Here is a 23,940-nt window from a genome sequence, read left to right on the forward strand (position 1 = left end):
CGACAGCATGCGCGCAGGGGGATGGGGAGGGGCGGATGCGTTGGTTCCGGGGCCTGTTGATCGCGGTGCTGGTCCTGCTCGGCGCGCCGGGCTGGGCGCAGCAGGCGCCCGCACCGGCGACGGCGGAGCAGCCTCCGCCGGCCCCGGTGCAGCAGCTGCTCGACCTCTTGCGCAACCCCGAGGTGCAGGGCTGGCTGGCGCAGCAGCAGGCGGTGCCGGCGCAGCAGGGGGCGGCGCCGGCCGCCGCGGCCTCGTCCGAGATGGACGAGATCGACATGATGCGGATGCAGACCCGCGGCAAGCTGCACTGGTACGCCGCGACCGCGCGCGACCTGCCGGGCATCCTGGCCGCGGTCGGGGCCCGGATCGGCCAGGCCCTGGCCGAGCTCGGCCTCATCGGTCTGGTCCTGGCGGTCGGCGGCTTCGTCGGCATCGGCATCCTGGCCGAATGGCTGTTCCGGCGCCTGACCGCCTCGATCCGCCACCGGCTGATCCATGCGCCCGGGGCCGGAATCGGCGAGCACCTCGCCGTCTTCGCCGCCCGCCTCGTCTTCGCCGTCGGCGCCGTCATCGCCTTCGCCGTCGGCAGCCTCGGCATCTTCCTGATCTTCACCTGGCCGCACGGCTTCCAGCACCTGGTCATCGCCCTGCTCGCCATCGTGCTGGTCGGCCGGCTGGCGCGGGCGGTGCTGCGGCTCGGCCTCGCCCCCGGCCGGCCCGATCTCCGATTGGTCGCGGTGGAGGAGCGCGTCATCCCGGTGATCATGCGCTGGCTGATCGCGATCCCGACGGTGATGATCGGCGGCGTGTTCCTGGCCCGGCTGATGCGCCGGCTGGACGCGCCGGAGGACGCGGCGCTGCTGATCCGCGAGCTGACCTCCTTCCTGGTGCTGGCCCTGGTCGTCGCCTTCACCTGGCGGCGCCGGGCCTGGACCGACGAGCCGGGCATCAAGGACGATCTCGCGCGCTGCCTGGTCACGGTGGCGATGGCGGCCGCCGCGGTGCTGGTCGCGCTCGGTGCCGGGCGCGCGGCGATCACCGCATTCGTGCTGGCGCTCTTGCCCTGGGGCCTGCGCCAGATCCGCGAGGCGGCGCGGTCGGTGGCGTCGCCCGATTCGATCGAGGGCAAGGACCGGCCGCTCGCCATGTTGGTCGAGCGGACGGCCCAGGCGCTGGTCCTCCTCGGCGCCCTCGCCTTCCTGGCCCAGCGCTTGGGTGTCGATTCGATGCACGCGATGATGGCGGCGGAGGAGCCGGGGGCGATGGCGCTGCGCGCCGCGCTGCGGATCGTGCTGACGCTGATCGTGGTCGACCTGCTGTGGCATCTCGGCCGGGCCCTGATCGACCATCATCTCAGCCGGTCGACCGAAACGATGTCGGCGACCGACGTCACCCGGCAGGCGCGGCTGCGCACGCTGCTGCCGCTGTTCCGCAACGCCTATTTCGTCACCCTGGCGACGGTCGCGGTGCTGGTGGTGCTGTCCTCGCTCGGCATCGATATCGGGCCGCTGCTGGCCGGCGCCGGCGTCATCGGCCTGGCCATCGGCTTCGGCGCCCAGACCCTGGTGAAGGACATCGTCTCCGGCGTGTTCTTCCTGCTCGAGGACGCCTTCCGGGTCGGCGAGTATGTCGAGATCGGCAACCTCAAGGGCACGGTCGAGGCGATCTCGATCCGTTCGCTGAAGCTGCGCCACCAGCGGGGGGCGCTGCAGACCGTGCCCTTCGGCGAGGCCCGGGCGATGACCAATCTCAGTCGCGACTGGGTGGTGATGAAGCTGGAGTTCCGGGTGCCCTTCGACACCGATGTCGACCAGGTGAAGAAGATCGTGAAGAAGATCGGCGCCGAGATCGCGGCCGACCCGACGCTGGGCCCGCATCTGCTCGACGCGCCGAAATCCCAGGGCGTGCGCCGGATCGAGGAGTTCAACATGGTGGTCGGGATCAAGTTCATGGCCCGGCCGGGCGAGCAGTTCATGATCCGCCGGATGCTGTACCAGCGCATCCTCGAGGAGTTCGACGCCGCCGGTATCCACCTCGCCCGGCGCGACGTGGTGGTGCGCAGCCATGACGGCGGCGAGGTCGACCCGGCCGTGGCGGCCGCCGCGATCGCGGCGACCGGCGGCGGCCCGGCGCCGGGGTGACGATGTCTTCCGGCCTCCGGGTTCAGCCGAGGCCGCCGTGGGATCCGCTCGCCCCTTGCTCCCGCATCGCTTCGGCTGGCGTGGCCGAGCGGACGGCCAACCTGGTCCCCGCCGCCGACGGGTCCTCGGCGGCGTTGTGGCCGAAGCGTTTCAACCGGCCTGCGGTGATGAGCGCGTCGACCAGGCCTCGCTCGGCCGAAAACGGGTGCCACTCCCACCCCTGATGGGAGAACCGGCGAGAGCCACGGCATGGCCTGGAAATCGCTGCAGGACTGCGGCGATCACGACCATGCCGCTGCTGGGCACGACATAGGGGGGCGGGTCGAAAGCGGCGAGCTGGGCGTCGACATGCTCGTGGATGGACCTGCCGAGGACCCGATGCACCTTGCCGGTCTCGGCCGCGAAGGCGGCAAACCCGTCGGTGTAGTCGTCGCAGAAATCGTACAGATCGGGATGGCTTGCCGACAGCGGGCCGCGCATCTCCGCGAATTTTTCCGGATCGCGGACGCACCAGATCTCAGAGGCGTCGCGGACTGCGGGGTGCCGGCGCCAGGCGCTCGAGGACACCATGCCCATGCCCGGCCTGCCGGTGTTGGAGACCGCGACCACATCGGTGCGGCCTGGCGCTTCCGGGAACGAGCGGCACTCGTTGAAGCGGATGACATAGGCCGCTTCGGCGATCCTTGCGGCTGCAAGGGCACCGATCGGCCCGTTGCCGACGATCATGAGGCTTTGTGTCAACGCGGGCACCCCGGTTTGGCGAGAGCCGTCTGCTGCTGGCATGCCCCCGCGTACGTTGCGGGGGACGAATTGGAGGCCGGAAGCTCGGTGAAACCGCCTTTCCCGAGGCGCTCCGCAGCGTCTCAGACCGGCATCCCGATCATCATCTGGAACTCGCGCCGCAGCTGCGGGTCGTCGCGGAAGGCGCCGACCATGCAGCTGGTCACCATCTGGGTGCCGTGCTTGTGCACCCCGCGCGTGGTCATGCAGTGGTGCCGCGACGACACCATCACCGCCACGCCGCGCGGCTTCAGCACCTGGTCGAGTTTGGGCAAGTTATTTCTGAAGAGACCCAATTGGATTGTCTGGCTGCGTTTCGCGTCTGTCTAAATACATACAATGCCGAGGTAATACAGATTTGTCGACGCGTCAAAAGCTTTATTTTTACGAAATAGAAATATAGTTCAATATAATTTTGTTCCAGGATTGAAATTTGTATTTACATAGAAAAATCTTTGCTTTTGTTTGAAACTATAGAAAATTGAATTCGATCTGATATTGAGCGTCATCAAGCCATGGACACTGTGCACCGCTCGATGCGCATCCGCTTCGACCAGCTGCAGCACCACCTTCTCGGCCGCGGCCGGACAGGCGCGTGCCGATGATGACCATCCGCCTTCTTCCGGGCTTCAGTGAAGCCGGCCTCCGTCTGCTGCGGATATGCGCGGCCGTGGCTCACGCCCCCGGGATCGTGATATGCGGCGGCAGCGGCTCCAGCCCCGGCGCGCCGAGATAGCTGACCACCGGCGTCTTCGGGGTGTCCTTGCGGTACTCGCCGTAGATCGCCCCGGCCCGGCACTGCCGGTCCAGCGCCGGGGTGTGCCCGTCGCGGTTGATCCAGACCTTGGAGCCGACCCGGGTGAAGCGGATCAGGGCCGAGGGATTGTCCGGATCGGCCAAATAGAGGCGGTCGCGGCCGCCGATCGCCCGGTCGCGCAGGTCGGGCAGCGGGAAGCGGTCGCGCAGGTCGAGGCGAACCCCGGTCAGCGCCAGGGCGCATTCGCGGCCGTTGTGGTCCAGGGTGAAGAACACGTTGACCTCGCCGACATACTGGGCCGGCAGGACATACATGGTCCAATGCGGCCCGTCGTAGCGGCCGCCCCATTGCGCCGCGTCGATCGACGCCGTCAGGGTGCGCAGCATGCCGAGCTGCCGCGACTGGATGCAGGCGATGTCGGCGCCGCACTGCCCGACCCAGCGGCGCACGGCCCCGCGCATGGCGTCGGTCTCGGCCCGGCCGACGGCGGCGGGGCCGGCGATCCTCCAGCCCTGGATGCCGTCGAGCTGCCGGTCCAGCCACAGCGCGGTCGGCGACCCGCAGATGGCGCGCTGCGCCGGCCCCAGCCGCTCCGACCGGCAGTCCGGCCCGGCGCCGATCTCGGCGACCGCGTCGGGCGGCGACGGCTCGGGCATTGCCGCGACCCGCGGCAGCGGCGGTGTCACGCCGGGAATGACGGTGCCGGGATAGGGCACCTCGGTCAGCGGCCCCTCGGTGACCAGCGGCGCCTGGGGGTTGGGACCATTGCCGCAGGCGGCCAGAAGAAGGCATGCCAGCAGGCGCAGTCCGGTTGTCATGGCCGTGCGTCCCGTTCGTGGTCGAGGACAGCAGCGATGGCTGGGAAGAACCAGTCGAGCCAGCCTTGAAATCTGTGGCCGGTGCGTCCTGATTGCAGTCAACGCATCGTCTGTCAAATAAATCCTAAGAATGGGACGCTTAAGATAAGGTTAAATGTCAGTCTTGTCCTGAGAGAATCGCAACCGGGAATCAGATAAAAATTTACGCTTTCTGTTTGGATTTCGGATGGGAGGGGCCAGGCCCGCCGGCGCGGCCTGGCCCCGGGCGTCGCGACTTACATCAGCCCGTTCTGCTTCAGGATCTCCGGCGCGTTCTCCTTGGTGATGGTCAGGGTCGGCAGCACGATCGTCTTCTCGACCTTCTCGCCCTTCAGCAGCTTCACCGCCTGGCGCAGGCCTTCGGCGCCGGGGGTGGGATAGAGGAAGGTCGCCGCCAGCTCGCCCTTGTTGACCCAGACCACGCCCTCGTTCGGCAGCCCGTCGACGCCGACGAACTTGATCTCCTTCTCGCGGCCGGCGTCCTTGGCGGCGAGATAGGCGCCATAGGCCATCGGGTCGTTGTGGCCGTAGACCAGGTCGATGGTCTCGAAGTTGCGCAGGGCGGTCGACATGATGTCGTAGGCCAGGTTCTGCTTCCAGTCGGCTGACTGCTTGTCGAGCAGGTATTTCAGGCCGGGCTCCTTGTCGGCGACGGAATGGAAGCCGTCGGACCGGTCATGCGCCGGCTGGGTGCCGAGGCCGCCCCAGATCTCGACCACGTTGCCCTTCGCCTTGCCCGGGCCGCCCAGCGCCTTGACCACGAAGTCGCCGACCGCCTTGCCGATCACGGTGTTGTCGCCGCCGACGAACTGGGTGTAGCGGTCGGTGTCGACGTTGCGGTCCAGCACGAAGACCGGGATCTTGGCGTCGATCGCCTTCTCCACCACCCCGGTCAGCCCGGCCGATTCCTTCGGCGAGATCAGCAGGGCGTCGACCTCCTGCCGGATGAAGTTCTCGACATCGGCGACCTGCTTCTCGGTCTTGTCCTCGGCATCGGCGATCAGCAGCTCCACCTCCGGGTGCTTCTCGGCCTCGGCCTTGATGTCCTTGTTGAACTGCACCCGCCAGGGCTCCAGCGTCGTGGCCTGGGAGAAGCCGATGCGCCACTTCTTGTCGGCGGCGCGGGCCGGGGTCCAGCCGGCGGGCAGGTGCAGGGTGACGCCGGCGCCCAGCGCCAGCGCGGTGGTTTTCAACAGATCGCGACGGTTCATGGTTGCGTTCCTTCCCGATGGATCAGCGACGATCCTTGTTGGCCCGGCGCCTCGGATCGGGCGGCGGGGTCCTGCCGGGCTGCGCGCGCCGTGCGGAACGGCGCCAGCAGATCGGCCAGGTTGCGCTCCTGCAGCAGCACGGTGACGACGATGATCGCCCCCTTGAACACGAGCTGCAGGTTGGAGTTGATGTTGTGGAGCTGCAGAATGTTCGACAGCAGCCCGAAGATCAGGACGCCGACCAGCGTGCCGGCCAGGGCGCCGCGGCCGCCCATCAGGCTGGTGCCGCCGATCACCACCGCGGCGATGGCGTCCAGCTCCAGCCCCGCCCCGGCATCCGGCTTGCCCTGGCGGTACTGGGCGACATAGAGGATGCCGGCCAGGGTGGCGAGCATGCCGGAGAAGGCGTAGGCCGCGATCTTCACCCGGTCGACCGGGATGCCGGACAGCCGCGCCGCCTCCTCATTGCCGCCGATGGCGTAGACGTAGCGGCCGAACACGGTCAGCCGCAGCAGCACGGCGAAGACCGCGACCGCGGCCAGGAAGAACAGGCCCGGCACCGGCAGCACGCCCCACAGCATGCTGCGCAAGAGCTCGATGTCCTCGGTGGCGTTGGTGCCGGCATAGACCGGCAGCACGGCGCTGTCCTGCCCTGCGGTCAGGCGCGACAGGCCCAGCATGCCGACCATCATGGCGAGCGTGACGATGAAGGGCTGCAGCCGCCCGGCGACGATGATGGCGCCGCTGACCGCGCCGACCATCAGCCCGGCGCAGGGCACCGCGACCAAGAGGGCCGGGACGCCGAACTTGGAGCCGACCTGCGGCACCAGCCACGCCGCCACCAGCGCCGCCAGGGCCAGGCCGGCGGCGCCGGGAATCCAGCCGTCGCGCAGCGGGTCGCGCACGGCCTGCCGCCGGGCGCCGACCGGCCCCTCCCGGTGCCTGAGGCCGCGGCCGAGGAAGCGGGCCAGCAGGAAGGCGGCGGCGAAGGCGACCAGGATCGCGGCCGGCACGGCGACGCCGGCGGAGCTGGTCCAGCCCGCCTCGGTCAGCAGCGTCGCGGTCAGCACCGTGCCGAAGGCCATCACCGACCCGACCGACAGGTCGATGCCGGCGATCAGGATCACCACGGTCATGCCGACGGCGACGAGGCCGGTGATCGACACCTGGCGCAGCACGTCGGTCAGGTTGCCGTAGGACAGGAAGATGTTGCGGCCGCTGCCGCTGACCGGCGAGAAGGCGATGCCGATCAGGAGGATGACCAGCAGGCCCCAGTACAGCTTGGTGCGGGACAGCAGGCGAAGCACGGTCATGACACGGTCTCGACAGGTCGGGAAACGGAAGCGCGGGGCGAGGCGAGGTCCATGATCGCCTCCTGGCCGGCCTCGGCGCGGGACAGCAGGCCGGTCTGCCGGCCCTCGCACATCACCAGGATGCGGTCGGCCAGCAGCAGGAGTTCGGGCAGCTCGGAGGAGACGAGCAGGATGGCGATGCCCTGGTCGGCCAGGGCGAAGACCAGGTCGTAGATCTCCTTCTTGGCGCCGACATCGATGCCGCGGGTCGGCTCGTCCAGCAGCAGCACGCGCGGCGCGGTGGCCAGCCACTTGCCGATCACCACCTTCTGTTGGTTGCCGCCGGACAGGCGGCCCGCCGGCTGTTGCGGTCCGGTGCAGCGCACCCCCAGCCGGCCGATGGTGCCGCGCGCCAGCTCCGCCTCGCGCCCGAAACGGCGCAGGCCCAGGCGGGCCAGGACGGGCAGCGAGGGCAGGGCCAGGTTGTCGCGGATCGAGGCGCCGAGCTGCAGCCCGGTCACCTTGCGGTCCTCGGTCACCAGCGCCAGGCCGTGGCGCTTGGCTGTGGCCGGGTCGTCGATCGCCACCGGCTCGCCGTCGATCCGGATGCTGCCCCCGCGGCGGCCGCGGGCGGAGCCGAAGATGGTCTCCAGGATCTCGGTGCGGCCGGCGCCCAGCAGGCCGGCGATGCCCAGGATCTCGCCGGGCTCAAGATCGAAGCCGACCCCGTCCAGCACCCGGCGCCAGCCGCCGCGCCGGCCCGGCACCTCCAGCGACAGGTCGCGGACCGACAGCACCGGCCGGCCGCCGCCGCCGCCGCGCCCGGCCGGATGCTCCGCCTTGGCCAGCTCGCGCCCGACCATATGGGCGATGATCCGCTCCCGCGTCAGCTCGGCGATCGGGGCGGTGACGACATGGCGGCCGTCGCGCAGGATGGTGACGCGGTCGGCCAGCTCCATCACCTCGTCCATCCGGTGCGAGATGTAGACGACCGCGACGCCGTCCCGCGCCAGCTGCCGCACCACGCCGAACAGCGTGGCGCATTCCGCCTGCGACAGGGCGGAGGTCGGCTCGTCCATGATCAGGATGCGGGTGTCCAGCGACAGCGCCTTGGCGATCTCGACCAGCTGCTGCTCGCCGACCCTGAGGCTTCCCACCCGCGCATCCGGGTCGACGGCGATGCCCAGCCGGCGGATCAGCCGCGCCGCCGCCTGGCGCAGCGCCGGCCCGTCGACGAAGATGCCGCCGCGCAGCGGTTCGCGGCCCAGGAAGATGTTCTCGGCGACGGTCATGCCCGGCACCAGGTTCAGCTCCTGGTGGATGATGCCGATGCCGGCCTCCTCGGCGTCGCGCACCCCGGCGAAGGCGCGCGGCACGCCGTCGACCAGGATGGTGCCGTCATAGTCGCCATGGATGCCGGCCAGGATCTTCATCAGGGTCGACTTGCCGGCGCCGTTCTCGCCCATCAGGGCGTGGATCTCGCCCGGGAACACGTCCAGGCCGACGCCGTGCAGCACCGTGACCCCGGCGAAGGCCTTGCCGATGCCGGCGGCCTGCAGCACCGGCGTCGCGGCGGCCGGACTGGTTTCTGCAACTGAACTCGACACCTCTCCTCCCTCTCTTGCCGTGGGCGGCTTCGTGGCGGCCGCCCGTTCCGACGGTTCAGGGCGGCGCCCCCTCCGCCGTGTCCTTGAAAGCTTTCATCCGGCGCCGCGCCGCGGCCTTCATGGGCGGCGCGGCCGTGGTCTCGCGCACGATCAGCGGGGCCGGCAGGCGGATATGCTCCGCCGGCCGGTCCGGCGCCTCGAAGGCGGCGGTCAGGATCCGCCAGGCATGGCCGGCCAGCGCCTCGGTCGGCTGCCGGATGGCGCTGACGAAGGGGCGCAGCACGGTCAGCCAGGCGAAATCGTCGAAGGCCAGCAGCGACAGGTCCTGCGGGATCGACATCCCGGCATCCTGCACCGCCCGCAGCACGCCCAGCGTGGCGACGTTGCTGCCGGTGAACACGGCGGTCGGCCGGCGGTCGGCTGTCAACACCGGCAGCACCCCGGCCCGGGTCTCCTCCTCGGTCATGCCCGGCAGCAGCACGCGGGCCCGCTGCTCCAGCCCGGCGGCGCGCATGGCGGCGAGGTATCCCTCGACCCGCGCGGCGCTGTTCCAGAGGCGGGTCGAGTTGATGACGAAGGCGAGGTCGCGGTGGCCCAGGCCCAGGAGATGCTCGGTGCCCAGCCGGGTGGCGGCGGCGTTGTCGACGGCGACGGACGGGAAGCGGTCCTGCGCCGCGACGCGGTCCAGCACCACCACCGGGATGCGGTGGTGCCGCATCTCGCGCTCGGTCGCCGACCAGTCACGGGTCGGCACGATGATCAGGCCGTCGACCCGCCGCGACAGCAGCGCCCGCACCCGCTCGTGCTCGCGCTCCGGGTCCTCGCGCGAGGTGACGATGATCACCTCGTAGCTCTGCGACAGGGCGATGTTCTCGAGATGCTCGACCAGCTCGTTGAACACGATGTTCAGCACGTCGGGCACCACCAGGCCGATGGTGCGGGTGCGCTGGCGGCGCAGCCCGGCGGCCAGGCTGTTCGGGCGATAGCCCAGCGCCTCGGCCACCTCCAGCACCCGCCGGCGGCTTTCGGCGGCGACCCCGGCCTTGCCGTTGAACACGTTGGACGCCGTGCCGAGCGAGACCCCGGCGCGCGATGCGACCTCCCTGATCGTCGTCTTCCGCTGCGACATGCCTCCACTATGAAACGTTTCATTCCAGAGTCAAGACACCCTCAGGGCACCCGTGCGGAGGACGCGATGGTGCCCGGCACTGTTCCCGTCTAGGCAGGGCTGGCGATCTGGAGGATCCGATGACGGCGAGCGTGCGGGCGATCTCGGGGGTCGGGGGCAAGGGCCCCGCCTGCTTCCTGGTGCAGGCGGCCGGGACGCGCCTGCTGCTCGACTGCGGCGCCGGGCCGGACGAGGGCATGCGGCCCGGCCTGTCCGGCCTCGGCCCGATCGACGCCATCCTGCTCAGCCACGCCCATCCCGACCATGTCGCGGCGCTGCCGGAGGCCGCGGACCGGTTCGGCCCGGTGCCGGTCTACGCCACTTCGCCGGTGCTGCAGGCGCTGCCCGAGGGCGCGCCGGCCGACCGCCGGCCGCTGACCCTCGGCCGCAACGCCCTGCCCGGCGGCCTCGCCGTCACCTGCGGCCGCTCCGGCCACGCGCCGGGCGGGGTGTGGCTGCATCTCGCCCTCGGCGGCGGGCTGTTCTATGCCGGCGACATGGGCTTCGACTCTGTGCTTTTCGCAGTGGATGCCGAGCCGCCGGCGGCGCGGGCCGCCATCCTCGACGCCTCCTATGGCGACGACGACACGCCGCATGAGGATCGCCTGGCCGCCTTCGCCCCGATCTTCGCGGCGAAGCGCTCGCTGCTGCTGGCGCCGGCCGGCGGGCGCGGGCCGGAGATGGCGCTGGCCGCCGCGGCCGCGCATGAGCGCAAGCCGGCGGTGTGCGACGCCAACCGTGCGATGATCGACCGGCTGATCGACGACCCGGCCTGGCTGCGCCCCGGCGCCGGCACGATGCTGGATTCCCTGCGCAGCCGGATCGAGCCGATCGAGGCCATCGAGCCGCCGCCGGAGCGGGCGATCATCGCCGCCAAGCCGAACGCCACCGGCGGCGCCGCCAAGCCGCTGCTGGAGGGCTGGGCCCGCGACGACGGCCCGGTGGTCGCCACCGGCTATGTCGCCGCCGGCACCCCGGCGCGCCGGGCGGTGGAGGAGGGGCGGGCGATGGCGCTGCGCTGGCCGGTGCATCCGCGCCTGTCGCAGAACGTGGCGCTGGCGAAGGCGCTCGGGGCCGAGACGGTGGTGCCGGCCTTCGGCGACGCCGGCCACCGCGCCGCCTGGGCCAAGGCCTTCGCCCCGGCCCGGATCGCCCTCGAGGAGGCGGTGGAGATCTGATGGAGCGGATCAGGCCTCGACGAGGTTCAGGCGTTTCCGGATCTGCTCGATATCGTCGCCCTGGCGATCGATGCGGTTCGACAGGACGGCATATTGTCCGAACAGGCTCGCCACCTGGCCTTCCAGCAGGCCGAGCCGGGTCTTGACCTCGCGCAGATCGGTCTTCACCTCGGCAAGGTCGGTCCGGAGCGCACGCAGGTGCTCCAGCACCCAATTGTCCGTCTTCCCGTCCATAGTGCACCCGACCCCGCGGATACCGTGACGTTCGATCGCATTCTATAACATAGGGACCATTCGGACCGATGCAGCCCTTCTTCTTTCTCCGCCACGGCCAGAGCACCGCCAACCGCGACCGGGTGATCGCCGGCAGCACCGACGCCGCGCTGACCGAGCTGGGCGAGGCCCAGGCGCGGGAGGCCGCGATCGCCCTGGCCGGTTCGGGCATCCGCCGGATCGTCGCCAGCCCGCAGCGCCGGGCGCTGCGCACGGCCGAGATCGTGGCCGGGACGCTGGGCCTGCCGGTCGCGACCGATCCGGGTCTGGTGGAACGCCACTGGGGCGCCTGGGAAGGGCGGCTGGTCGCCGACCGGCCGGACTATTTCATGGTCCCGGAGGGCGGCGAGAGCTGGGAGGCGTTCCGCGACCGCGCCTGGGCCGCCTGCCGGCCGATCCTCGCCGCCGGGCCGGCGCCGCTCGCCGGGCCGGCGCCGCTGCTGATCGTGGCCCATGCCGGCATCATGCGGGTGCTGCGTGACCGGCTGGGGCTGGGCTTCGAGGCCAAGGGCGTCGGCAACGCCCTGCCGATGCGCTTCACCCCGCCCGACGCCCCGGACTTGCCCTGGCGGGTCGAACCGGTCACGAAACTGCAACCGGAACCTGCTAGCACCCGAGCCATTGTCTAAAATTCTTGGGATCGACGCACATGCTCCCCCGCCTTCTGCTCGTCGCCGCCATGACGGCCTTCTCCGCCGCGGCCTTCGCCGGGCCGGGATCGCTGATGATCTACACCTCGACCCCGAACGAGGCGATGACGGCGCTGGTCGCCGAGTTCAACAAGGCGCATCCGGAGGTGAAGGTCGAGTTCTTCCGCTCCGGCACCACCGAGGTGCTGAACAAGCTGCAGGCCGAATTCGCGGCCGGGTCGCCGCAGCCCGACGTGGTGTTCATCGCCGATGCGGTGGCGATGCAGCAGCTCAAGGATGACGGCCGCCTGATGGCCTATGCCGACGCGCCGATCCAGGGCTTCCCCGACGGCTTCGCCGATCCGGACAAGACCTATTTCGGCACCAAGCTGATCCCGACCGGCATCGCCTGGAACACCAAGTCCGGCGCGCCGGCGCCGAAATCCTGGGCCGACCTGCTGTCGGCCGCGGCCAAGGACCAGGTGATCATGGCCAGCCCGCTCTATTCCGGCGCCGCGGTGATCCATGTCGGCACGGTCGCGGCGCAGCCCGGCCTGGGCTGGGACTATCTCGACAAGCTGGCCGGGAACGGCGCGGTCGCCGGCCAGGGCAACGGCACGGTGATGGAGGCGGTGGCCACCGGCCAGAAGTCCTACGGCATCATCGTCGACTTCATGGCGCTGAACGCCAAGGCCAAGGGCTCGCCGGTCGACTTCGTCTATCCGTCGGACGGCGTCTCGGTGGTGACCGAGCCGGTGGCGATCCTGAAATCGGCCGACGACGTCGCCGATGCCAAGACCTTCGTCAACTGGCTGCTGTCGGATGACGGCCAGGCCTATATGGCGAAGCAGGGCTACATCCCCGGCAAGCCCGGCGTCGCCCTGCCGCCCGGCCGCCCGGCGGCCTCGGCGCTGAAGCTGATGCCGGTCTCGGCCGAGGTCCTGTCCAAGGGCGTCGACGAGAACAAGCGCAAGTTCAGCGACGCCTTCGGGGGGTGAGGCAGGCCACCCGCGTCCGGCCTTCCCTTCTTTGTCATGCCCGGGCTTGACCCGGGCATCCAGAGGGTCTCGACATCTTCTGGATTGCCGGGTCAAGCCCGGCAATGACAGCAAGAAGCATGGGCTTGGCTGGCACGATGGGCTAAACGCGGAGGCTCCGAGATCGTCGATCGCAGTTCCAGCGCGCCCGTGACCGATTCCCTGGCACCGACTCCCGCAGCCTTCCATCCCCGCCGCTGGGGCGACCCGGTCCTGGCCGGGGCCGCCGGCGCCTATGTGCTGCTGGTCTGCGCCCTGCCGATGCTGCGCCTGTTCGCCGAGGGGCTGGCGCAGCCGGACGCGGCGCTGGCCATACTCGGCGGCCGGGCGACGCTGCGGGCGCTGCAGAACACCCTGGTCTCCGGCCTCGGCTCGACCCTGGTCTCGGTGGTGGTCGGCGGCGGCCTGGCGCTGGCCATCGGCCTCACCGACATCCGGCGCCGCGGCGTGCTGGCGCTGCTGTGCCTGCTGCCGATGCTGATCCCGCCGCAGATCGCCGCCCTGGCCTGGATCCGGCTGCTCGACGCCGGCAGCCCCGCCCGGGGCCTGCTCGACGCCGTCACCGGCCCCTGGCCGAACCACCCGCTCTACTCCGGCGGCGGGGTGGTCTGGATCATGGGGCTGGAGCATGCGGCGCTGGTCTTCCTTGCGGTCACCGCCGCGATTCGAAGCCTGCCCTGCGACCTGGTCGAGGCCGCGCGGGCTGCCGGCGCCCGGGGACCGCGGATCCTGCTCGGCATCCTGCTGCCGCTGCTGCGCCCGGCGCTGCTGGCCGGGGCCGCCCTGGCCTTCGTCTCGGCGATCGGCAATTTCGGCGTGCCGGCGTTGCTCGGCATCCCCGGCCGCTACAGCGTGCTGACGACGCTGATCTACCAGCGGCTCAGCGGCTTCGGCCCCTCGGTGCTGGGCGAGGTCGCGGCGCTGGCCCTGGTGCTGGCCGTGCTGGCGGCGCTCGGCCTCGGGCTGCAGCGCTGGGCCGCGGCCCGGGCGCCGGTGCTGCTGCGCACCGGTCCGACCGGTCCGGTCCTGCCGCTCGGCCGGGCCCGGCCCTGGGCCGAGGCGGCGCTGTGGCTCGTCGTCGGCGTGCTGTCCGTGGCCCCGCTGCTGGCGCTCCTGGCCTCGGCCCTGGTGCCGGCGCTGGGGGTGGAGCTCAGCCTCGGCACCGCCAGCCTCGACCAGTTCGCCTACATCCTGTTCCGGCACGGCGCCACCCGCCGCGCCTTCCTCAACAGCGCCCTGCTGGCCGGGGCGGCGGCGCTGGCCACGACGGCGGTCGGGCTGGTCCTGGCCTATTACGCCGAAGCGCGGCGCTGGCGGGCGATGCGCTGGCTCGACACCCTGGCCGACCTGCCCTATGCGCTGCCCGGGGTGCTGACCGCGATCGCCGCGATCCTGCTGCTGCTGCGGCCGCTGCCGCTGCTCGGCATCAGCCTCTACGGCACGCTGTGGATCATCCTGGCCGCCTATCTCGGCCGGTTCCTGGCGCTGGCGCTGCGCCCCGTGGCGGCCGCGATCGCCCAGGCCGACCCGGCGCCGGAGGAGGCGGCCCGGCTGGCCGGCGCCCGCGGGCCACGGCGCCTGCTGGGCATCCTGCTGCCGGCCGTGGCCCCGGCGGTCGCGACCGGCGCCATCCTGGTGTTCCTGACCGCCTTCAACGAGCTGACGGTCTCGGCCCTCTTGTGGTCGCGCGGCAGCGAGACGGTCGGGGTGATGGTGTTCTCGCTGCAGGCGGAAGGCGCCGCCACCGCCGCCTCGGCCGTCGCGGTGCTGACCGTGCTGGTCACGCTCGGCCTCGCCGGGGTCGCCACCCTCTTCGCCCGCCGCCTGCCCAGAGGATCGCTGCCATGGCTGCCGTAGACATCTCGCGCGTCGTCCGGCGCTTCGGCCACCGCGCCGCGGTCGACGGCGTCGACCTCGATGTGGCGCAGGGCGAGTTCCTGGCCCTGCTCGGCCCCTCGGGCTGCGGCAAGACCACGCTCCTGCGCCTGCTCGCCGGCTTCGACGCGCCGGACGCCGGCACGATCCGGATCGGCGGCCGGGTGGTGGCCGGCGGCGGGGCGATGGTGCCGGCGGAGGAGCGCGGCATCGGCATGGTGTTCCAGTCCTACGCGCTGTGGCCGCACATGACCGTGCGCGAGAACGTCGACTATGCGCTCCGCATCCGTCGGCTGCCGACGGCGGAGCGAACGCGGCGCACCGACCAGGCGATGGCGGCGGTGGGCCTGGCCGACCGGGCCGGGGCCAAGCCCGACACGCTGTCCGGCGGCCAGCGCCAGCGCGTCGCCCTGGCCCGCTGCCTGGCGATGGCGCCGTCGCTGGTGCTGATGGACGAGCCGCTGGCCAATCTCGACGTGCATCTGCGCGATGCGCTGCAGGCGGAGTTCCGCCGGCTGCACCGGCAGCTCGGCGCCACCGTGGTCTACGTCACCCATGACCAGGCCGAGGCGATGGCGCTGGCCGACCGGATCGCGGTGATGGATCACGGCCGGCTGCAGCAGGTGGCACCGCCGCGGCGCCTCTATGCCGAGCCGGCGACGGCGATGGTGGCGGATTTCGTCGGCCGCGGCATGGTGGTGCCGGTGATCTGGCGCGGCGGCGCCGGCCCCGGCCTGTGCACGGCCGATCTGTGGGGCCATCCGGTGCGGCTGCGCGGCGGCCCGGGGGCACGCACACCATCGCAGGCCGCCTGCCTGCGGGCCGAGGGGCTGGCGGTGGACCCGGCCGAAGGCATCCCGGCGCGGCTCGACCGCGCCGTGTTCGAGGGCGCGGTCACCATCCTGCACTGCCGGCCGGACGCCGATCCCGGCCGGGTGCTGCGCGTCGCCCATCGCGGCCCGCCGCCGGAGGAGGGCTCGGCCCTGCGCCTCAAGGTCGAGGATGGCTGGCTGATGCCGCCCGAAGGCGGCGCCGCGGCGATGGCGGCGGAGTAACGGCCGGTGGCCCTTGGCCGTTTGCCGGCTGTGCCCGACCGGGCTATGGTCGCGCGCCCGCCGCCAATAAGAACGCCCATGCCGCAGCCCCGCCTGATCGGCCGCATCAACTGGATCGGCCTGTGGACCCTGACCGCCAAGGAGGTCCACCGCTTCCTCAAGGTCGCGACCCAGACCATCGCCGCCCCGGTGGTCACCACCCTCCTGTTCTACGCCATCTTCGCCCTGGCCCTCGGCGGCGCCGGACGCCAGGCCGCGGGGGTGCCGTTCCTGCAGTTCCTGGCGCCGGGGCTGATCATGATGGCGATGGCGCAGAACGCCTTCGCCAACACCTCCTCCTCGCTGATGATCGCCAAGATCCAGGGCAACATCGTCGACGTCCTGATGCCGCCCCTGGCGCCGGCCGAGCTGGCGGCCGGCTACGTCGCCGGCGGCGTGGTCCGCGGCCTCCTGGTCGGGACGGTGACCTGGGCCGCGATCCGGATCTTCGTGCCGGTCGACCCGGTCCATCCGGGCTTCGTCCTGTTCCACGGCATCGCCGCCTCGATGATGCTGGCGCTGCTCGGCGCCATCGGCGGCATCTGGTCGGAGAAGTTCGACCACATCGCCGCCGTCACCAACTTCGTGGTCACGCCGCTGGCCTTCCTGTCCGGCACCTTCTACTCGCTCGACCGGCTGCCGCCGGCCTGGCACTTCATCGCCCATCTCAACCCGTTCTTCTACATGATCGACGGGTTCCGCTACGGCTTCATCGGCGTCAGCGACGGCACGCTGGCGACCGGCATCCTGGTCCTGCTCGGCGTCAATGCGGCGCTGCTGGCGCTGCTGCTGCGCATGCTCGCCACCGGCTACAAGCTGAAAGCTTGATGGGCGCGCGTCCGGCGGGGGCGGCCCGCCCGGTCCGGCGCTACGGCGCGGTGCACTGGCTGGGCCTGGCCACGCTGGTCCGGCGCGAGTTCCGGGCCTATCTCAAGGACTGGCCGGAAACGGTCGTCGCCCCGACCTTCTCGATCCTGCTCTACGTCGCGGTGTTCGCCATCGCCTCGGGCGAGGCGGTCGGCGGCGAGACCACGGCCGCCTGGGCCGGGCCCGGCGGGCTGCTGCCGTTCCTGGCGCCCGGGCTCGTCGTCTATGTCGTGATCCTGCGCGCGGCCGAGGCCACGGTCTACAGCATCACCTTCCTCAAGGTCGAACGGCTGGTCGGCGACATCCTGATGCCGCCGCTGGCGGCCTGGGAGGTGGCGGCCGGCTATGCCCTGGCCGGCACCGCCTCCGGCCTCGTCACCGGCCTGCCCTGCCTGATCGCCCTGCTGCTGGCCGCCGGCACCGGCGTGGCCGACCCGGCGCTGCTGGCCCTGGTGCTGCTGCTCGGCGCCTTCCTGCTCGCCGCCGCCGGCACGCTGGTCGGGCTGTGGGCGGAGAAGTGGGACCAGGCCGCCGCCTTCTTCGGCTTCCTCCTGATCCCGGTCACCTTCCTGTCCGGCGTCTTCGCCCCGGTCGCGCTGCTACCCGACCCGCTCGCGGCCCTGGTGGCGCTGAACCCGGTCTATTACGCGATCGACGCCGCGCGCATCGCCTTCGGCGGTGCAGGAACGGAGACGGTCGGCCGCAGCCTCGCGGTCCTGGCCGCCGGCGGGGCGATCCTGTGGGCTTGCGCCGCTCTCCTCATCGCCCGCGGCTGGCGGCTGAAGCCCTAAGTCCGACGAATATCGGACATGATCTTGTCCTGATCTCGGCCTCATCATTTCGGATATTGTCGCATACCCTGGACAACAGCGCTTTACTCAAAATTGTATCGATTTCGACAGTGGCTCGGAGGGATTTCACCCAAAGATTCGACTGGACAGGGAACTTATTGTGCAGTGCAATGTTGATAGCTTCACCCGCCGGATTGTTCGCCGCGTCAGGCACCGATATTGCGCAAGGGAGAGGTTCCGTGGGCCAGTCCGTTCCTTCCATCAGTGACCTCGTGATCAGCGCCTATGAGGCGCGCCGCGCCGCCGGCGCCGACGAATGGACGGCCTGCGACGCCGCGCTCGAGGCGTTCCGCAAACGTCACCCGGAAGCGTCGTCGGACCTGGCCAACACCTTCATCGCCGACGTGCTGCGCGACCACACCGCCCGGCATTGATCCGACATTTCGCAGTGCAGCGGCATCAGGAGGCGCTGCCGCCCGCCTCCTCGATATGCCGCAGCAGCGGCGCCCAGTCGTCGCGCAGATCCTCGGCGCGGCGGCCGCGCAGGTCGAACACGCTCAAGCCCTCCGCCGCAGCCTCGGTATAGGCTGAACTGTCGCGGATCCGCGACACCACCGCGTGGCCCAGCCCGCCCAGGAAGGCGTCCAGCTGGGCCGCCGCCCGGGTCCGCACCCGCATCCGGTTGCCGACGATCGCCACCGCGGCGCGGCTCTTGCGGATCGGCTTCAGCTCCTCCAGCCGGTCCAGAAAGCGGCGGGTCGCCGCTTCGTCGAAGGCCGAGGGCAGCACCGGCAGGATGATCACATCCGCCATCTTCACCAGCGCCTCGACATCCTTCATCTTCAGCGCCGCCGGGGCGTCGATCACCAAGCGCTCGGCATCCTTCGGCACCGCGAAGTCCGACTTCGCCCAGTCCAGCCCGGCCAGGGCCGGCGCGGCGTCCGGCCGCCGCTTGGCCCAGTCCAGGCTGGAATGCTGGCGGTCGACATCGGCGAGCACGGTGAAATGACCCTGTCCGGCGAAGGCCGAGGCCAGCGTCGTCGCGATCGTGGTCTTGCCGCAGCCGCCCTTGGTGTTCGCGACGAGCACGGAAATCATGCCGGCATCCCCATGCTCATTCCCCGCGGGTCCAGAACGGCCTCACGGCGCGGAAGGCGTCCCATTGCGCCAGCAGCTCCGGCTCGGTCGATTCGGCGCCGCGGGCGTGCCAGCCCAGCACCATGCCCGCGGCCCGGTGCAGCGCCGGATCCGCGGATTCGCCGGTCAGGCGCAGCAGCAGCGCCTCGGCGGTGGCGACGTCGTTGAGATGGCCGAAGGCGTCCTGCAGCTTCGACAGCTGCGACGCGAAGGGCTTGGCCCGCTTCTCCGGATACAGCGGGCGGAAGAAGTCCATGGCGTAGCGCAGCCGCTTCAGCGCGATCCGCACCTGATGCCGCTGATGCGGGTCCAGCCGGGCGAGGTGGCGGCCCTGGGTCACGACCTTGCGGTGCGCCCGGCCGATCAGCCGCCCGGCCAGCCCGTCGATCGGCTCGACCAGCGCGGTCAGGGTCGCGGTCGAGGCGTGGTCGCGCCAGCCTCGCCGCTCCAGCCACTCGCCGAGGGTCAGGTGCAGCCGGGCGCAGCGCGGATCGGCCAGGGCCTGGCGCACCGCGGCGTATCCCGCCTCGCGCTGGCGCTGCGCCGCGGCGCGCAGGGCGCCGATACCGGGGTCGTCCGGCCGCATCGTGTCCAGCGGCTCGACCGTGGCGTTCAGGAAGACGTCCCAGTCGCGCGCCGGCCCCAGCGCGCCGGCCAGCCACTTCGCCTCGTCGCGCAGCCAGTCCAGCGTGGGCGAGGGCACGGTCTTCCGGAACAGAGTCAGGGCCGAGCGCAGCCGGCGCAGCGCCACCCGCATCTGGTGCACGCCGCCGGGGTCGGCGCCATCCTCGGCCGCCGCCTCGTTGGCGGTCCAGTGCCGCAGGCAGCGGGCCAGCACGGTGGCGATCGCCTCGTCCACCGTCATGCGCGAGGTCAGCGGCGTCTTCGGGTCGTACATCACCCCGGGCGGGCGGCGCGCCACCAGGCGATAGCCGCGCTCGGCCTTGGTCACCTCGCTGACCCTGAGCGGCACCTCGTCGAGGAAGGACAGCGCCAGCCGGTACAGGGCGGCGGCGCGGCCCTCCTTCAGCTCCAGCTCGACCTCCGCCACCGGGTCGCTGGCGTCGCGGGTCTCGATCGTGCCGGTGTCGAAGGCGCATTCGACCACCGCGTCCGGCAGCGACAGGATCCGGGCCTCGCGCTGGATGCGCGAGGTGAAGAGATGGGTCAGCGCCTCGACCGGGATGCCGTCCAGCAGGGCCCCGGCGTCCGGGTCGTCGAAGGCCTCGGGCGCCGGCACCATCGCCGGCAGCGCCACCTCCCATTCGCCGCGGGCCAGGCCGTCGCCGCGGCGCTCGGTCTTGAGCGTCTGGACGAAGCGCTGGCCGATGCGGCGCACGCGCAGGGTCACGCCGCGGCGCTGCAGCGCGCAGTCCGGCGTGTCGTAGTAGAAGGAGGTCAGCGACCGGGCGGTGCCTGGCCCGGCCGCGATCCGCGTCAGCACATCCGCGGCGCGCAGCCGGTCGAGATCCTGCGGCGCGATGCGCAGCTTCAGCTCGATCTCGACGGGGGCTTCGGGGGGCAGGCCGCCCCCGCCCGGCTGCTCGTTCGGCCGGCCCGGCTGAACGATCGACATCGGCATCTCCCGGCGTCACGACGTCGAGGACGTCGGAGCCCCCGTACCTATCCTAAAATGCGGCGCCGGAGAAGCTGTCCGGTGCCGATTCGACCACGGTCGGCCCGGTCGGCTCCGCCTGCAGCACCGCCAGGCCGCGCTGCACCAGCCCGTTCGGGCCGAAGCGGAAGATGCCGTCGATGCCGACGAAGCCGTTCGGGTCCTGCAGCGCCACCGTGTTGAACGGGTTGCCGCCCGAGGCCGGCTGGCCCGCCAGCGCCGCGGTCAGCGCCACCGCGTCATAGGCCAGCGTCGCCAGCCGCGGCGGCGGGCCGCCGAACTGCTGGGCGTAGCGGCTCTCGAAATCGGCGCGGCGCGTCGGGTCGGGCGCGGCGTACCAGGCGCCCGCCAGATAGGCCTGGCGGTTGACCTGGGGGTCGTCCCACTGGCCGGTGCCCATCAGCTTGGCGGTGACGCCGGAATAGCCCAGCATCGGCGCCACCACGCTCAGCCGGCTGCCGACATCGGCCACGATCACCGCGTCCACCTGGCTCGACTGCAGCTTCTGCTGCAGCGGTGTCGGATCGGACAGCTTGCTGTCGTACAGCTCGATCACCGGCGCTTCGACATTGTACTTGACCGCGGCCTCGCTCAGCGCCCGGCTGACGATCTCGCCATAGGCCGAGCTCGGCGCCAGCAGGGCGAAGCGGCGCATGCCCTGGCTGGCGCCGTAGCCGACGATGCGGTCGATCGCCTGCTGCGGCAGGAAGCTCAGCAGGAACACGTTGCCGCCGGCCTGGGCGGTGTCGGTGCTGAAGGCGACGACGTTGATGCCGGCCGTGCGGGCCTGCTGCGCCACCGGGCCGACCGACCGGCTGAACAGCGGCCCAAGGATGATGTCGGCGCCCTGGGCGATCGCCGCCCGCGCGGCCTCGCCGGCGGCGTTCGGGCTGTCGCCGGTGTCGCGCGGCAGCAGCTCGACCTGGGTGCCGGTGTCGAACACCGCCATCTGCGCCGCGCGCTGCATCGCCTCGCCCAGGGCGGCGCTCTTGCCGGACAGCGGCAGCAGCAGCCCGACCCGCAATACGCCGTCATCCGGCCGGGTCGGCGCGGCCGGCGCGGTCGGCGCTTGCGTGATCGGGGTCGGCCTCGGTACGGTCTGGAACTGGGCGCAGGCGGCGAGCGCCGCGGCCATCGCGGCGGCCCCCGCCAGCCGGACGAGGCGGCGCAGCCTCGTGCAACCTTCGCCCATCGACCCCTCACTGACTGTCGCAAGTCTTGTCACGGACGCCCCCTCACTCTCGACAATCCACCGGCGCCGGGCAGCGGCGGCCCTCTGCCGCCGACCCTACCGGCGCAGCATCTCCGAGTAAACCGGGCCTGAGTAAACCGGCGCCGGGCCTGTACCTGACGGCGGTCCCGATCGGCAATGCCGGCGACATAACGCTCCGGGCGCTCGATTTGCTCCGCGGCGCCGACGCGATCGCCTGCGAGGACACGCGCACCACAGGCAAGCTGATGTCGATCCACGGCATCCGCACCAAGCTGATTCCCTATCATGAGCACAACGCCGCCGAGATGCGGCCGCAGATCCTGCGCCGGGTCGCCGAGGGCCAGGCGATCGCGCTGGTCTCCGACGCCGGCATGCCGCTGATCTCCGACCCCGGCTACAAGCTGGCCCGGGCGGCGCGGGACCAGGGCCTGGCCGTCACCTGCCTGCCCGGCGCCTCGGCGCCGCTGACGGCGCTGCTGCTGTCCGGCCTGCCGTCGGACCGCTTCCTGTTCGCCGGGTTCCCGCCGCCGAAATCCGCGGCCCGCCGCACCTTCCTCCTCGAGCTGGCGCCGATCGCCGCCACCCTGATCCTGTTCGAGGCGCCGCACCGCCTGCCGGAATGCCTCGCCGACCTGGCGGCGGTGCTGGGCGGCCGCGAGGCGGCGGTGACGCGCGAGCTGACCAAGCTGTTCGAGGAGGTGCGGCGCGGCCCGCTGCCGGAGCTGGCGGCGCATTACGCCGAGGCCGGGCCGCCCAAGGGCGAGATCGTCATCGTCATCGGCCCGCCCGGCGCCGCGGCCCGGCCGAGCGAGGCGGATCTGGCCGGCCAGCTCCGCCGCGCGCTCGCGAGCATGAGCCTGCGCGACGCGGTCGAGGCGGTGGCGGCGGCGACCGGGGAGCCGAAGCGCGAGGTCTACCGCCTGGCGCTCGACCTTGCCGGCGATGAAGGCTGACGGACCCAAGGACGGGGGCCGCCGCCGGGCCGAGGCCTTCGGCCTCAGGGCCGAGCGGGCGGCGGCGTGGCTGCTGCGGGCCAAGGGCTGGCGCATCCTGGCGCGGCGGCTGAAGACGCCGCTCGGCGAGGTCGACATCGTCGCCAGGCGCGGCCGCACCGTCGCCTTCGTCGAGGTCAAGGCGCGGCCTGACCTCGCCGCCGGGATGCTGGCCTTGCAGCCGCGCCAGCGCGAGCGCCTGCAGCGCGCCGCGATCCTGTTCCTGGCGCAGCAGCCGCGCTACGCGCAGGGCCATGATCTGCGCTTCGATCTGGTGGTGGTGCGGCCCTGGCGCTGGCCGGTCCACATCGCCGACGCCTGGCAGGTCGATCGGTAGCAGGGCAGCGGGTGAGGAAGCCCTGACCCTGCAATCTGTCATGCCCGGCTCGGCCCGGGCATCCGGAGATGTCGAAGCCGCTCGGGGTGGCCCTGGATCGCCGGGTCAAGCCCGGCAATGACAGGTCCGGAGCTTTCACCTCGTCGCTCCGTCGATCGGTAGTGGAATCCATGGCGGGATCGGGCTAAGTCAGAACCTATGGACCCGACGATCCAGTCGATACTCGACCGCGCCGGCGCTCAGCCGGACGACGCCATCGATCTCGCCGAGGCGGCTTTGGCGCTGGCGGCGCTCGACCGGCCGCGCGGCGTCGGGTTCGACTGGTACCGCCGCCATCTCGACCAGCTGGTCGGCGACGTCGCGCGCGAGGCCGAGACGCTGCCGCCGGCCGAGGCCATGACCGCGGTGCTGGCGCGGCGCTGGGGCTATGCCGGCGACCTCGACAGCTATGACGACCTGCAGAACGCCAATCTGATGCGGGTGATCGACCGACGGAAGGGCCTGCCGGTGACGCTCGGCATTCTTTACCTGCACGTCGCCCGGGCCCAGGACTGGACCATGGTCGGGCTGAACTTCCCGAGCCATTTCCTGGTCCGGCTCGACGCCGGCGGCGCCCGCACCATCCTCGACCCGTTCCACGCCGGCATGAGCCGCGGCCCGGGCGAGCTGCGCGACCTCTTGAAGGCCGTGCTCGACGCCGGGGCCGAGTTGGTGCCCGAGCATTACGAGCCGGTGTCGGACCGCGACATCCTGCTCAGGCTGCAGAACAACCTGAAGGTCCGCCATATCCGCGCCGGCGATTTCGGCAAGGCGCTGGGCGTGATCGAGGCGATGCGCCGCTTCGCCCCCCTGCATGCGCCGCTGCTGCGCGAAGCCGGCATCCTCTACGCCCGGCTCGGCAACATGCGCGCCGCGATCGACGCCCTCGACCGCTACGTCTCCGCCCCCGGCGAGCCGGAGGTCCAGCGGCACGAGGCCGCGATCCTGCTCCAATCCTTCCGCAGCAGTCTCAACTGAGACTAGCCCGCATTTCTCACACTCCTTGCATCCTGCGTCGCCTAGCGGGGGCCGATGGCGGCCGCCGCAAGG

At 71.5% G+C, this 23,940-nt stretch carries 23 protein-coding genes; 12 read left to right on the top strand and 11 right to left on the bottom strand.

The window, feature by feature from the left end:
- Positions 1 to 35 precede the first annotated feature (35 nt).
- Positions 36 to 2,141, top strand: coding sequence for a mechanosensitive ion channel domain-containing protein (locus tag ACFW16_RS31950; RefSeq protein WP_380312969.1), 2,106 nt, complete (start codon positions 36 to 38; stop codon positions 2,139 to 2,141).
- 150 nt (positions 2,142 to 2,291) lie between these two features.
- Here the strand turns inward: ACFW16_RS31950 and ACFW16_RS31955 are convergent, their stop codons facing one another.
- The 7 genes from ACFW16_RS31955 to ACFW16_RS31985 form a co-directional block, all read right to left on the bottom strand.
- Positions 2,292 to 2,867 (bottom strand): hypothetical protein, encoded by a 576-nt coding sequence (locus ACFW16_RS31955; protein ID WP_380312971.1) that lies wholly within the window; start codon positions 2,865 to 2,867, stop codon positions 2,292 to 2,294.
- 137 nt (positions 2,868 to 3,004) lie between these two features.
- Positions 3,005 to 3,217, bottom strand: coding sequence for a GTP cyclohydrolase I (locus ACFW16_RS31960; RefSeq protein WP_380312973.1), 213 nt, complete (start codon positions 3,215 to 3,217; stop codon positions 3,005 to 3,007).
- A gap of 379 nt (positions 3,218 to 3,596) precedes the next feature.
- Positions 3,597 to 4,496, bottom strand: coding sequence for a hypothetical protein (locus ACFW16_RS31965; protein ID WP_380312975.1), 900 nt, complete (start codon positions 4,494 to 4,496; stop codon positions 3,597 to 3,599).
- Positions 4,497 to 4,771: 275 nt separating this feature from the next.
- A complete protein-coding gene (locus tag ACFW16_RS31970) occupies positions 4,772 to 5,746 on the bottom strand; it encodes a substrate-binding domain-containing protein (protein WP_380312977.1) in 975 nt (324 codons plus the stop codon).
- Positions 5,743 to 7,059: an ABC transporter permease gene (locus tag ACFW16_RS31975; protein WP_380312979.1), complete on the bottom strand. Its 1,317-nt coding sequence runs from the start codon at positions 7,057 to 7,059 to the stop codon at positions 5,743 to 5,745. The genes ACFW16_RS31970 and ACFW16_RS31975 overlap by 4 nt, the downstream gene beginning before the upstream one ends.
- Entirely contained in the window at positions 7,056 to 8,645 is a 1,590-nt protein-coding gene (locus ACFW16_RS31980; protein WP_380312981.1) for a sugar ABC transporter ATP-binding protein, read from the bottom strand. Before ACFW16_RS31980 ends, ACFW16_RS31975 begins: the two co-directional genes overlap by 4 nt.
- A 55-nt stretch (positions 8,646 to 8,700) precedes the next feature.
- On the bottom strand, positions 8,701 to 9,774 hold the full coding sequence (locus ACFW16_RS31985; protein WP_380312983.1) for a LacI family DNA-binding transcriptional regulator: 1,074 nt from the start codon (positions 9,772 to 9,774) through the stop codon (positions 8,701 to 8,703).
- 119 nt (positions 9,775 to 9,893) lie between these two features.
- On the opposite strand from ACFW16_RS31985, the gene ACFW16_RS31990 reads away from it, so the two are divergent.
- Positions 9,894 to 10,991, top strand: coding sequence for an MBL fold metallo-hydrolase (locus ACFW16_RS31990; protein WP_380312985.1), 1,098 nt, complete (start codon positions 9,894 to 9,896; stop codon positions 10,989 to 10,991).
- A gap of 9 nt (positions 10,992 to 11,000) precedes the next feature.
- Here the strand turns inward: ACFW16_RS31990 and ACFW16_RS31995 are convergent, their stop codons facing one another.
- Positions 11,001 to 11,225: a hypothetical protein gene (locus ACFW16_RS31995; protein ID WP_380312987.1), complete on the bottom strand. Its 225-nt coding sequence runs from the start codon at positions 11,223 to 11,225 to the stop codon at positions 11,001 to 11,003.
- A 68-nt stretch (positions 11,226 to 11,293) separates the two neighbouring features.
- On the opposite strand from ACFW16_RS31995, the gene ACFW16_RS32000 reads away from it, so the two are divergent.
- The 7 genes from ACFW16_RS32000 to ACFW16_RS32030 all read left to right on the top strand — a co-directional run bounded on the left by ACFW16_RS32000 (position 11,294) and on the right by ACFW16_RS32030 (position 17,991).
- Positions 11,294 to 11,893 carry a histidine phosphatase family protein gene (locus ACFW16_RS32000; protein ID WP_380312989.1) on the top strand — a complete coding sequence of 200 codons (600 nt, stop codon included), beginning with the start codon at positions 11,294 to 11,296 and terminating at the stop codon, positions 11,891 to 11,893.
- 20 nt (positions 11,894 to 11,913) lie between these two features.
- Positions 11,914 to 12,891 (top strand): ABC transporter substrate-binding protein, encoded by a 978-nt coding sequence (locus tag ACFW16_RS32005; RefSeq protein WP_380312991.1) that lies wholly within the window; start codon positions 11,914 to 11,916, stop codon positions 12,889 to 12,891.
- A gap of 189 nt (positions 12,892 to 13,080) precedes the next feature.
- Entirely contained in the window at positions 13,081 to 14,787 is a 1,707-nt protein-coding gene (locus ACFW16_RS32010; protein WP_380312993.1) for an ABC transporter permease, read from the top strand.
- Positions 14,775 to 15,860 (top strand): ABC transporter ATP-binding protein, encoded by a 1,086-nt coding sequence (locus ACFW16_RS32015; RefSeq protein WP_380312995.1) that lies wholly within the window; start codon positions 14,775 to 14,777, stop codon positions 15,858 to 15,860. Before ACFW16_RS32010 ends, ACFW16_RS32015 begins: the two co-directional genes overlap by 13 nt.
- Positions 15,861 to 15,938: 78 nt before the next feature.
- A complete protein-coding gene (locus ACFW16_RS32020; RefSeq protein WP_380312997.1) occupies positions 15,939 to 16,727 on the top strand; it encodes an ABC transporter permease in 789 nt (262 codons plus the stop codon).
- Entirely contained in the window at positions 16,727 to 17,557 is an 831-nt protein-coding gene (locus tag ACFW16_RS32025) for an ABC transporter permease (RefSeq protein ID WP_380312999.1), read from the top strand. The genes ACFW16_RS32020 and ACFW16_RS32025 overlap by 1 nt, the downstream gene beginning before the upstream one ends.
- A 239-nt stretch (positions 17,558 to 17,796) precedes the next feature.
- Positions 17,797 to 17,991 (top strand): hypothetical protein, encoded by a 195-nt coding sequence (locus tag ACFW16_RS32030; protein WP_380313002.1) that lies wholly within the window; start codon positions 17,797 to 17,799, stop codon positions 17,989 to 17,991.
- A 25-nt stretch (positions 17,992 to 18,016) separates the two neighbouring features.
- Here the strand turns inward: ACFW16_RS32030 and ACFW16_RS32035 are convergent, their stop codons facing one another.
- Genes ACFW16_RS32035 through ACFW16_RS32045 form a run of 3 tightly spaced genes read right to left on the bottom strand, consistent with a single transcriptional unit; the run spans position 18,017 to position 21,501 of the window.
- Positions 18,017 to 18,655, bottom strand: coding sequence for an AAA family ATPase (locus ACFW16_RS32035; protein ID WP_380313004.1), 639 nt, complete (start codon positions 18,653 to 18,655; stop codon positions 18,017 to 18,019).
- A 16-nt stretch (positions 18,656 to 18,671) separates the two neighbouring features.
- Complete coding sequence (locus tag ACFW16_RS32040; protein WP_380313006.1) at positions 18,672 to 20,270, bottom strand: CHAD domain-containing protein; 1,599 nt, start codon at positions 20,268 to 20,270, stop codon at positions 18,672 to 18,674.
- A gap of 52 nt (positions 20,271 to 20,322) precedes the next feature.
- On the bottom strand, positions 20,323 to 21,501 hold the full coding sequence (locus ACFW16_RS32045) for a penicillin-binding protein activator (protein WP_380313009.1): 1,179 nt from the start codon (positions 21,499 to 21,501) through the stop codon (positions 20,323 to 20,325).
- A gap of 128 nt (positions 21,502 to 21,629) precedes the next feature.
- Here ACFW16_RS32045 and rsmI point away from each other — a divergent pair, with 128 nt between their 5' ends.
- The 3 genes from rsmI to ACFW16_RS32060 all read left to right on the top strand — a co-directional run bounded on the left by rsmI (position 21,630) and on the right by ACFW16_RS32060 (position 23,868).
- Positions 21,630 to 22,475, top strand: a complete 846-nt coding sequence (rsmI, locus tag ACFW16_RS32050) for a 16S rRNA (cytidine(1402)-2'-O)-methyltransferase (RefSeq protein ID WP_380313017.1) — start codon at positions 21,630 to 21,632, stop codon at positions 22,473 to 22,475.
- Positions 22,465 to 22,851, top strand: a complete 387-nt coding sequence (locus tag ACFW16_RS32055) for a YraN family protein (protein ID WP_380313011.1) — start codon at positions 22,465 to 22,467, stop codon at positions 22,849 to 22,851. The genes rsmI and ACFW16_RS32055 overlap by 11 nt, the downstream gene beginning before the upstream one ends.
- Positions 22,852 to 23,049: 198 nt before the next feature.
- On the top strand, positions 23,050 to 23,868 hold the full coding sequence (locus tag ACFW16_RS32060) for a SirB1 family protein (protein ID WP_380313013.1): 819 nt from the start codon (positions 23,050 to 23,052) through the stop codon (positions 23,866 to 23,868).
- Positions 23,869 to 23,940 lie beyond the last annotated feature (72 nt).

It is taken from the genome of Inquilinus sp. NPDC058860 (assembly GCF_042743185.1).
Taxonomy (GTDB): domain Bacteria; phylum Pseudomonadota; class Alphaproteobacteria; order DSM-16000; family Inquilinaceae; genus Inquilinus.

Coding starts and splice junctions, on each gene's coding strand:
- ACFW16_RS31950 (WP_380312969.1), top strand. CDS start 36: ATGCGTTGGTTCCGGGGCCTGTTGATCGCGGTGCTGGTCCTGCTCGGC.
- ACFW16_RS31955 (WP_380312971.1), bottom strand. CDS start 2,867: ATGATCGTCGGCAACGGGCCGATCGGTGCCCTTGCAGCCGCAAGGATC.
- ACFW16_RS31965 (WP_380312975.1), bottom strand. CDS start 4,496: ATGACAACCGGACTGCGCCTGCTGGCATGCCTTCTTCTGGCCGCCTGC.
- ACFW16_RS31970 (WP_380312977.1), bottom strand. CDS start 5,746: ATGAACCGTCGCGATCTGTTGAAAACCACCGCGCTGGCGCTGGGCGCC.
- ACFW16_RS31975 (WP_380312979.1), bottom strand. CDS start 7,059: ATGACCGTGCTTCGCCTGCTGTCCCGCACCAAGCTGTACTGGGGCCTG.
- ACFW16_RS31985 (WP_380312983.1), bottom strand. CDS start 9,774: ATGTCGCAGCGGAAGACGACGATCAGGGAGGTCGCATCGCGCGCCGGG.
- ACFW16_RS31990 (WP_380312985.1), top strand. CDS start 9,894: ATGACGGCGAGCGTGCGGGCGATCTCGGGGGTCGGGGGCAAGGGCCCC.
- ACFW16_RS31995 (WP_380312987.1), bottom strand. CDS start 11,225: ATGGACGGGAAGACGGACAATTGGGTGCTGGAGCACCTGCGTGCGCTC.
- ACFW16_RS32000 (WP_380312989.1), top strand. CDS start 11,294: ATGCAGCCCTTCTTCTTTCTCCGCCACGGCCAGAGCACCGCCAACCGC.
- ACFW16_RS32005 (WP_380312991.1), top strand. CDS start 11,914: ATGCTCCCCCGCCTTCTGCTCGTCGCCGCCATGACGGCCTTCTCCGCC.
- ACFW16_RS32015 (WP_380312995.1), top strand. CDS start 14,775: ATGGCTGCCGTAGACATCTCGCGCGTCGTCCGGCGCTTCGGCCACCGC.
- ACFW16_RS32020 (WP_380312997.1), top strand. CDS start 15,939: ATGCCGCAGCCCCGCCTGATCGGCCGCATCAACTGGATCGGCCTGTGG.
- ACFW16_RS32025 (WP_380312999.1), top strand. CDS start 16,727: ATGGGCGCGCGTCCGGCGGGGGCGGCCCGCCCGGTCCGGCGCTACGGC.
- ACFW16_RS32035 (WP_380313004.1), bottom strand. CDS start 18,655: ATGATTTCCGTGCTCGTCGCGAACACCAAGGGCGGCTGCGGCAAGACC.
- ACFW16_RS32040 (WP_380313006.1), bottom strand. CDS start 20,270: ATGTCGATCGTTCAGCCGGGCCGGCCGAACGAGCAGCCGGGCGGGGGC.
- ACFW16_RS32045 (WP_380313009.1), bottom strand. CDS start 21,501: ATGGGCGAAGGTTGCACGAGGCTGCGCCGCCTCGTCCGGCTGGCGGGG.
- ACFW16_RS32055 (WP_380313011.1), top strand. CDS start 22,465: ATGAAGGCTGACGGACCCAAGGACGGGGGCCGCCGCCGGGCCGAGGCC.
- ACFW16_RS32060 (WP_380313013.1), top strand. CDS start 23,050: ATGGACCCGACGATCCAGTCGATACTCGACCGCGCCGGCGCTCAGCCG.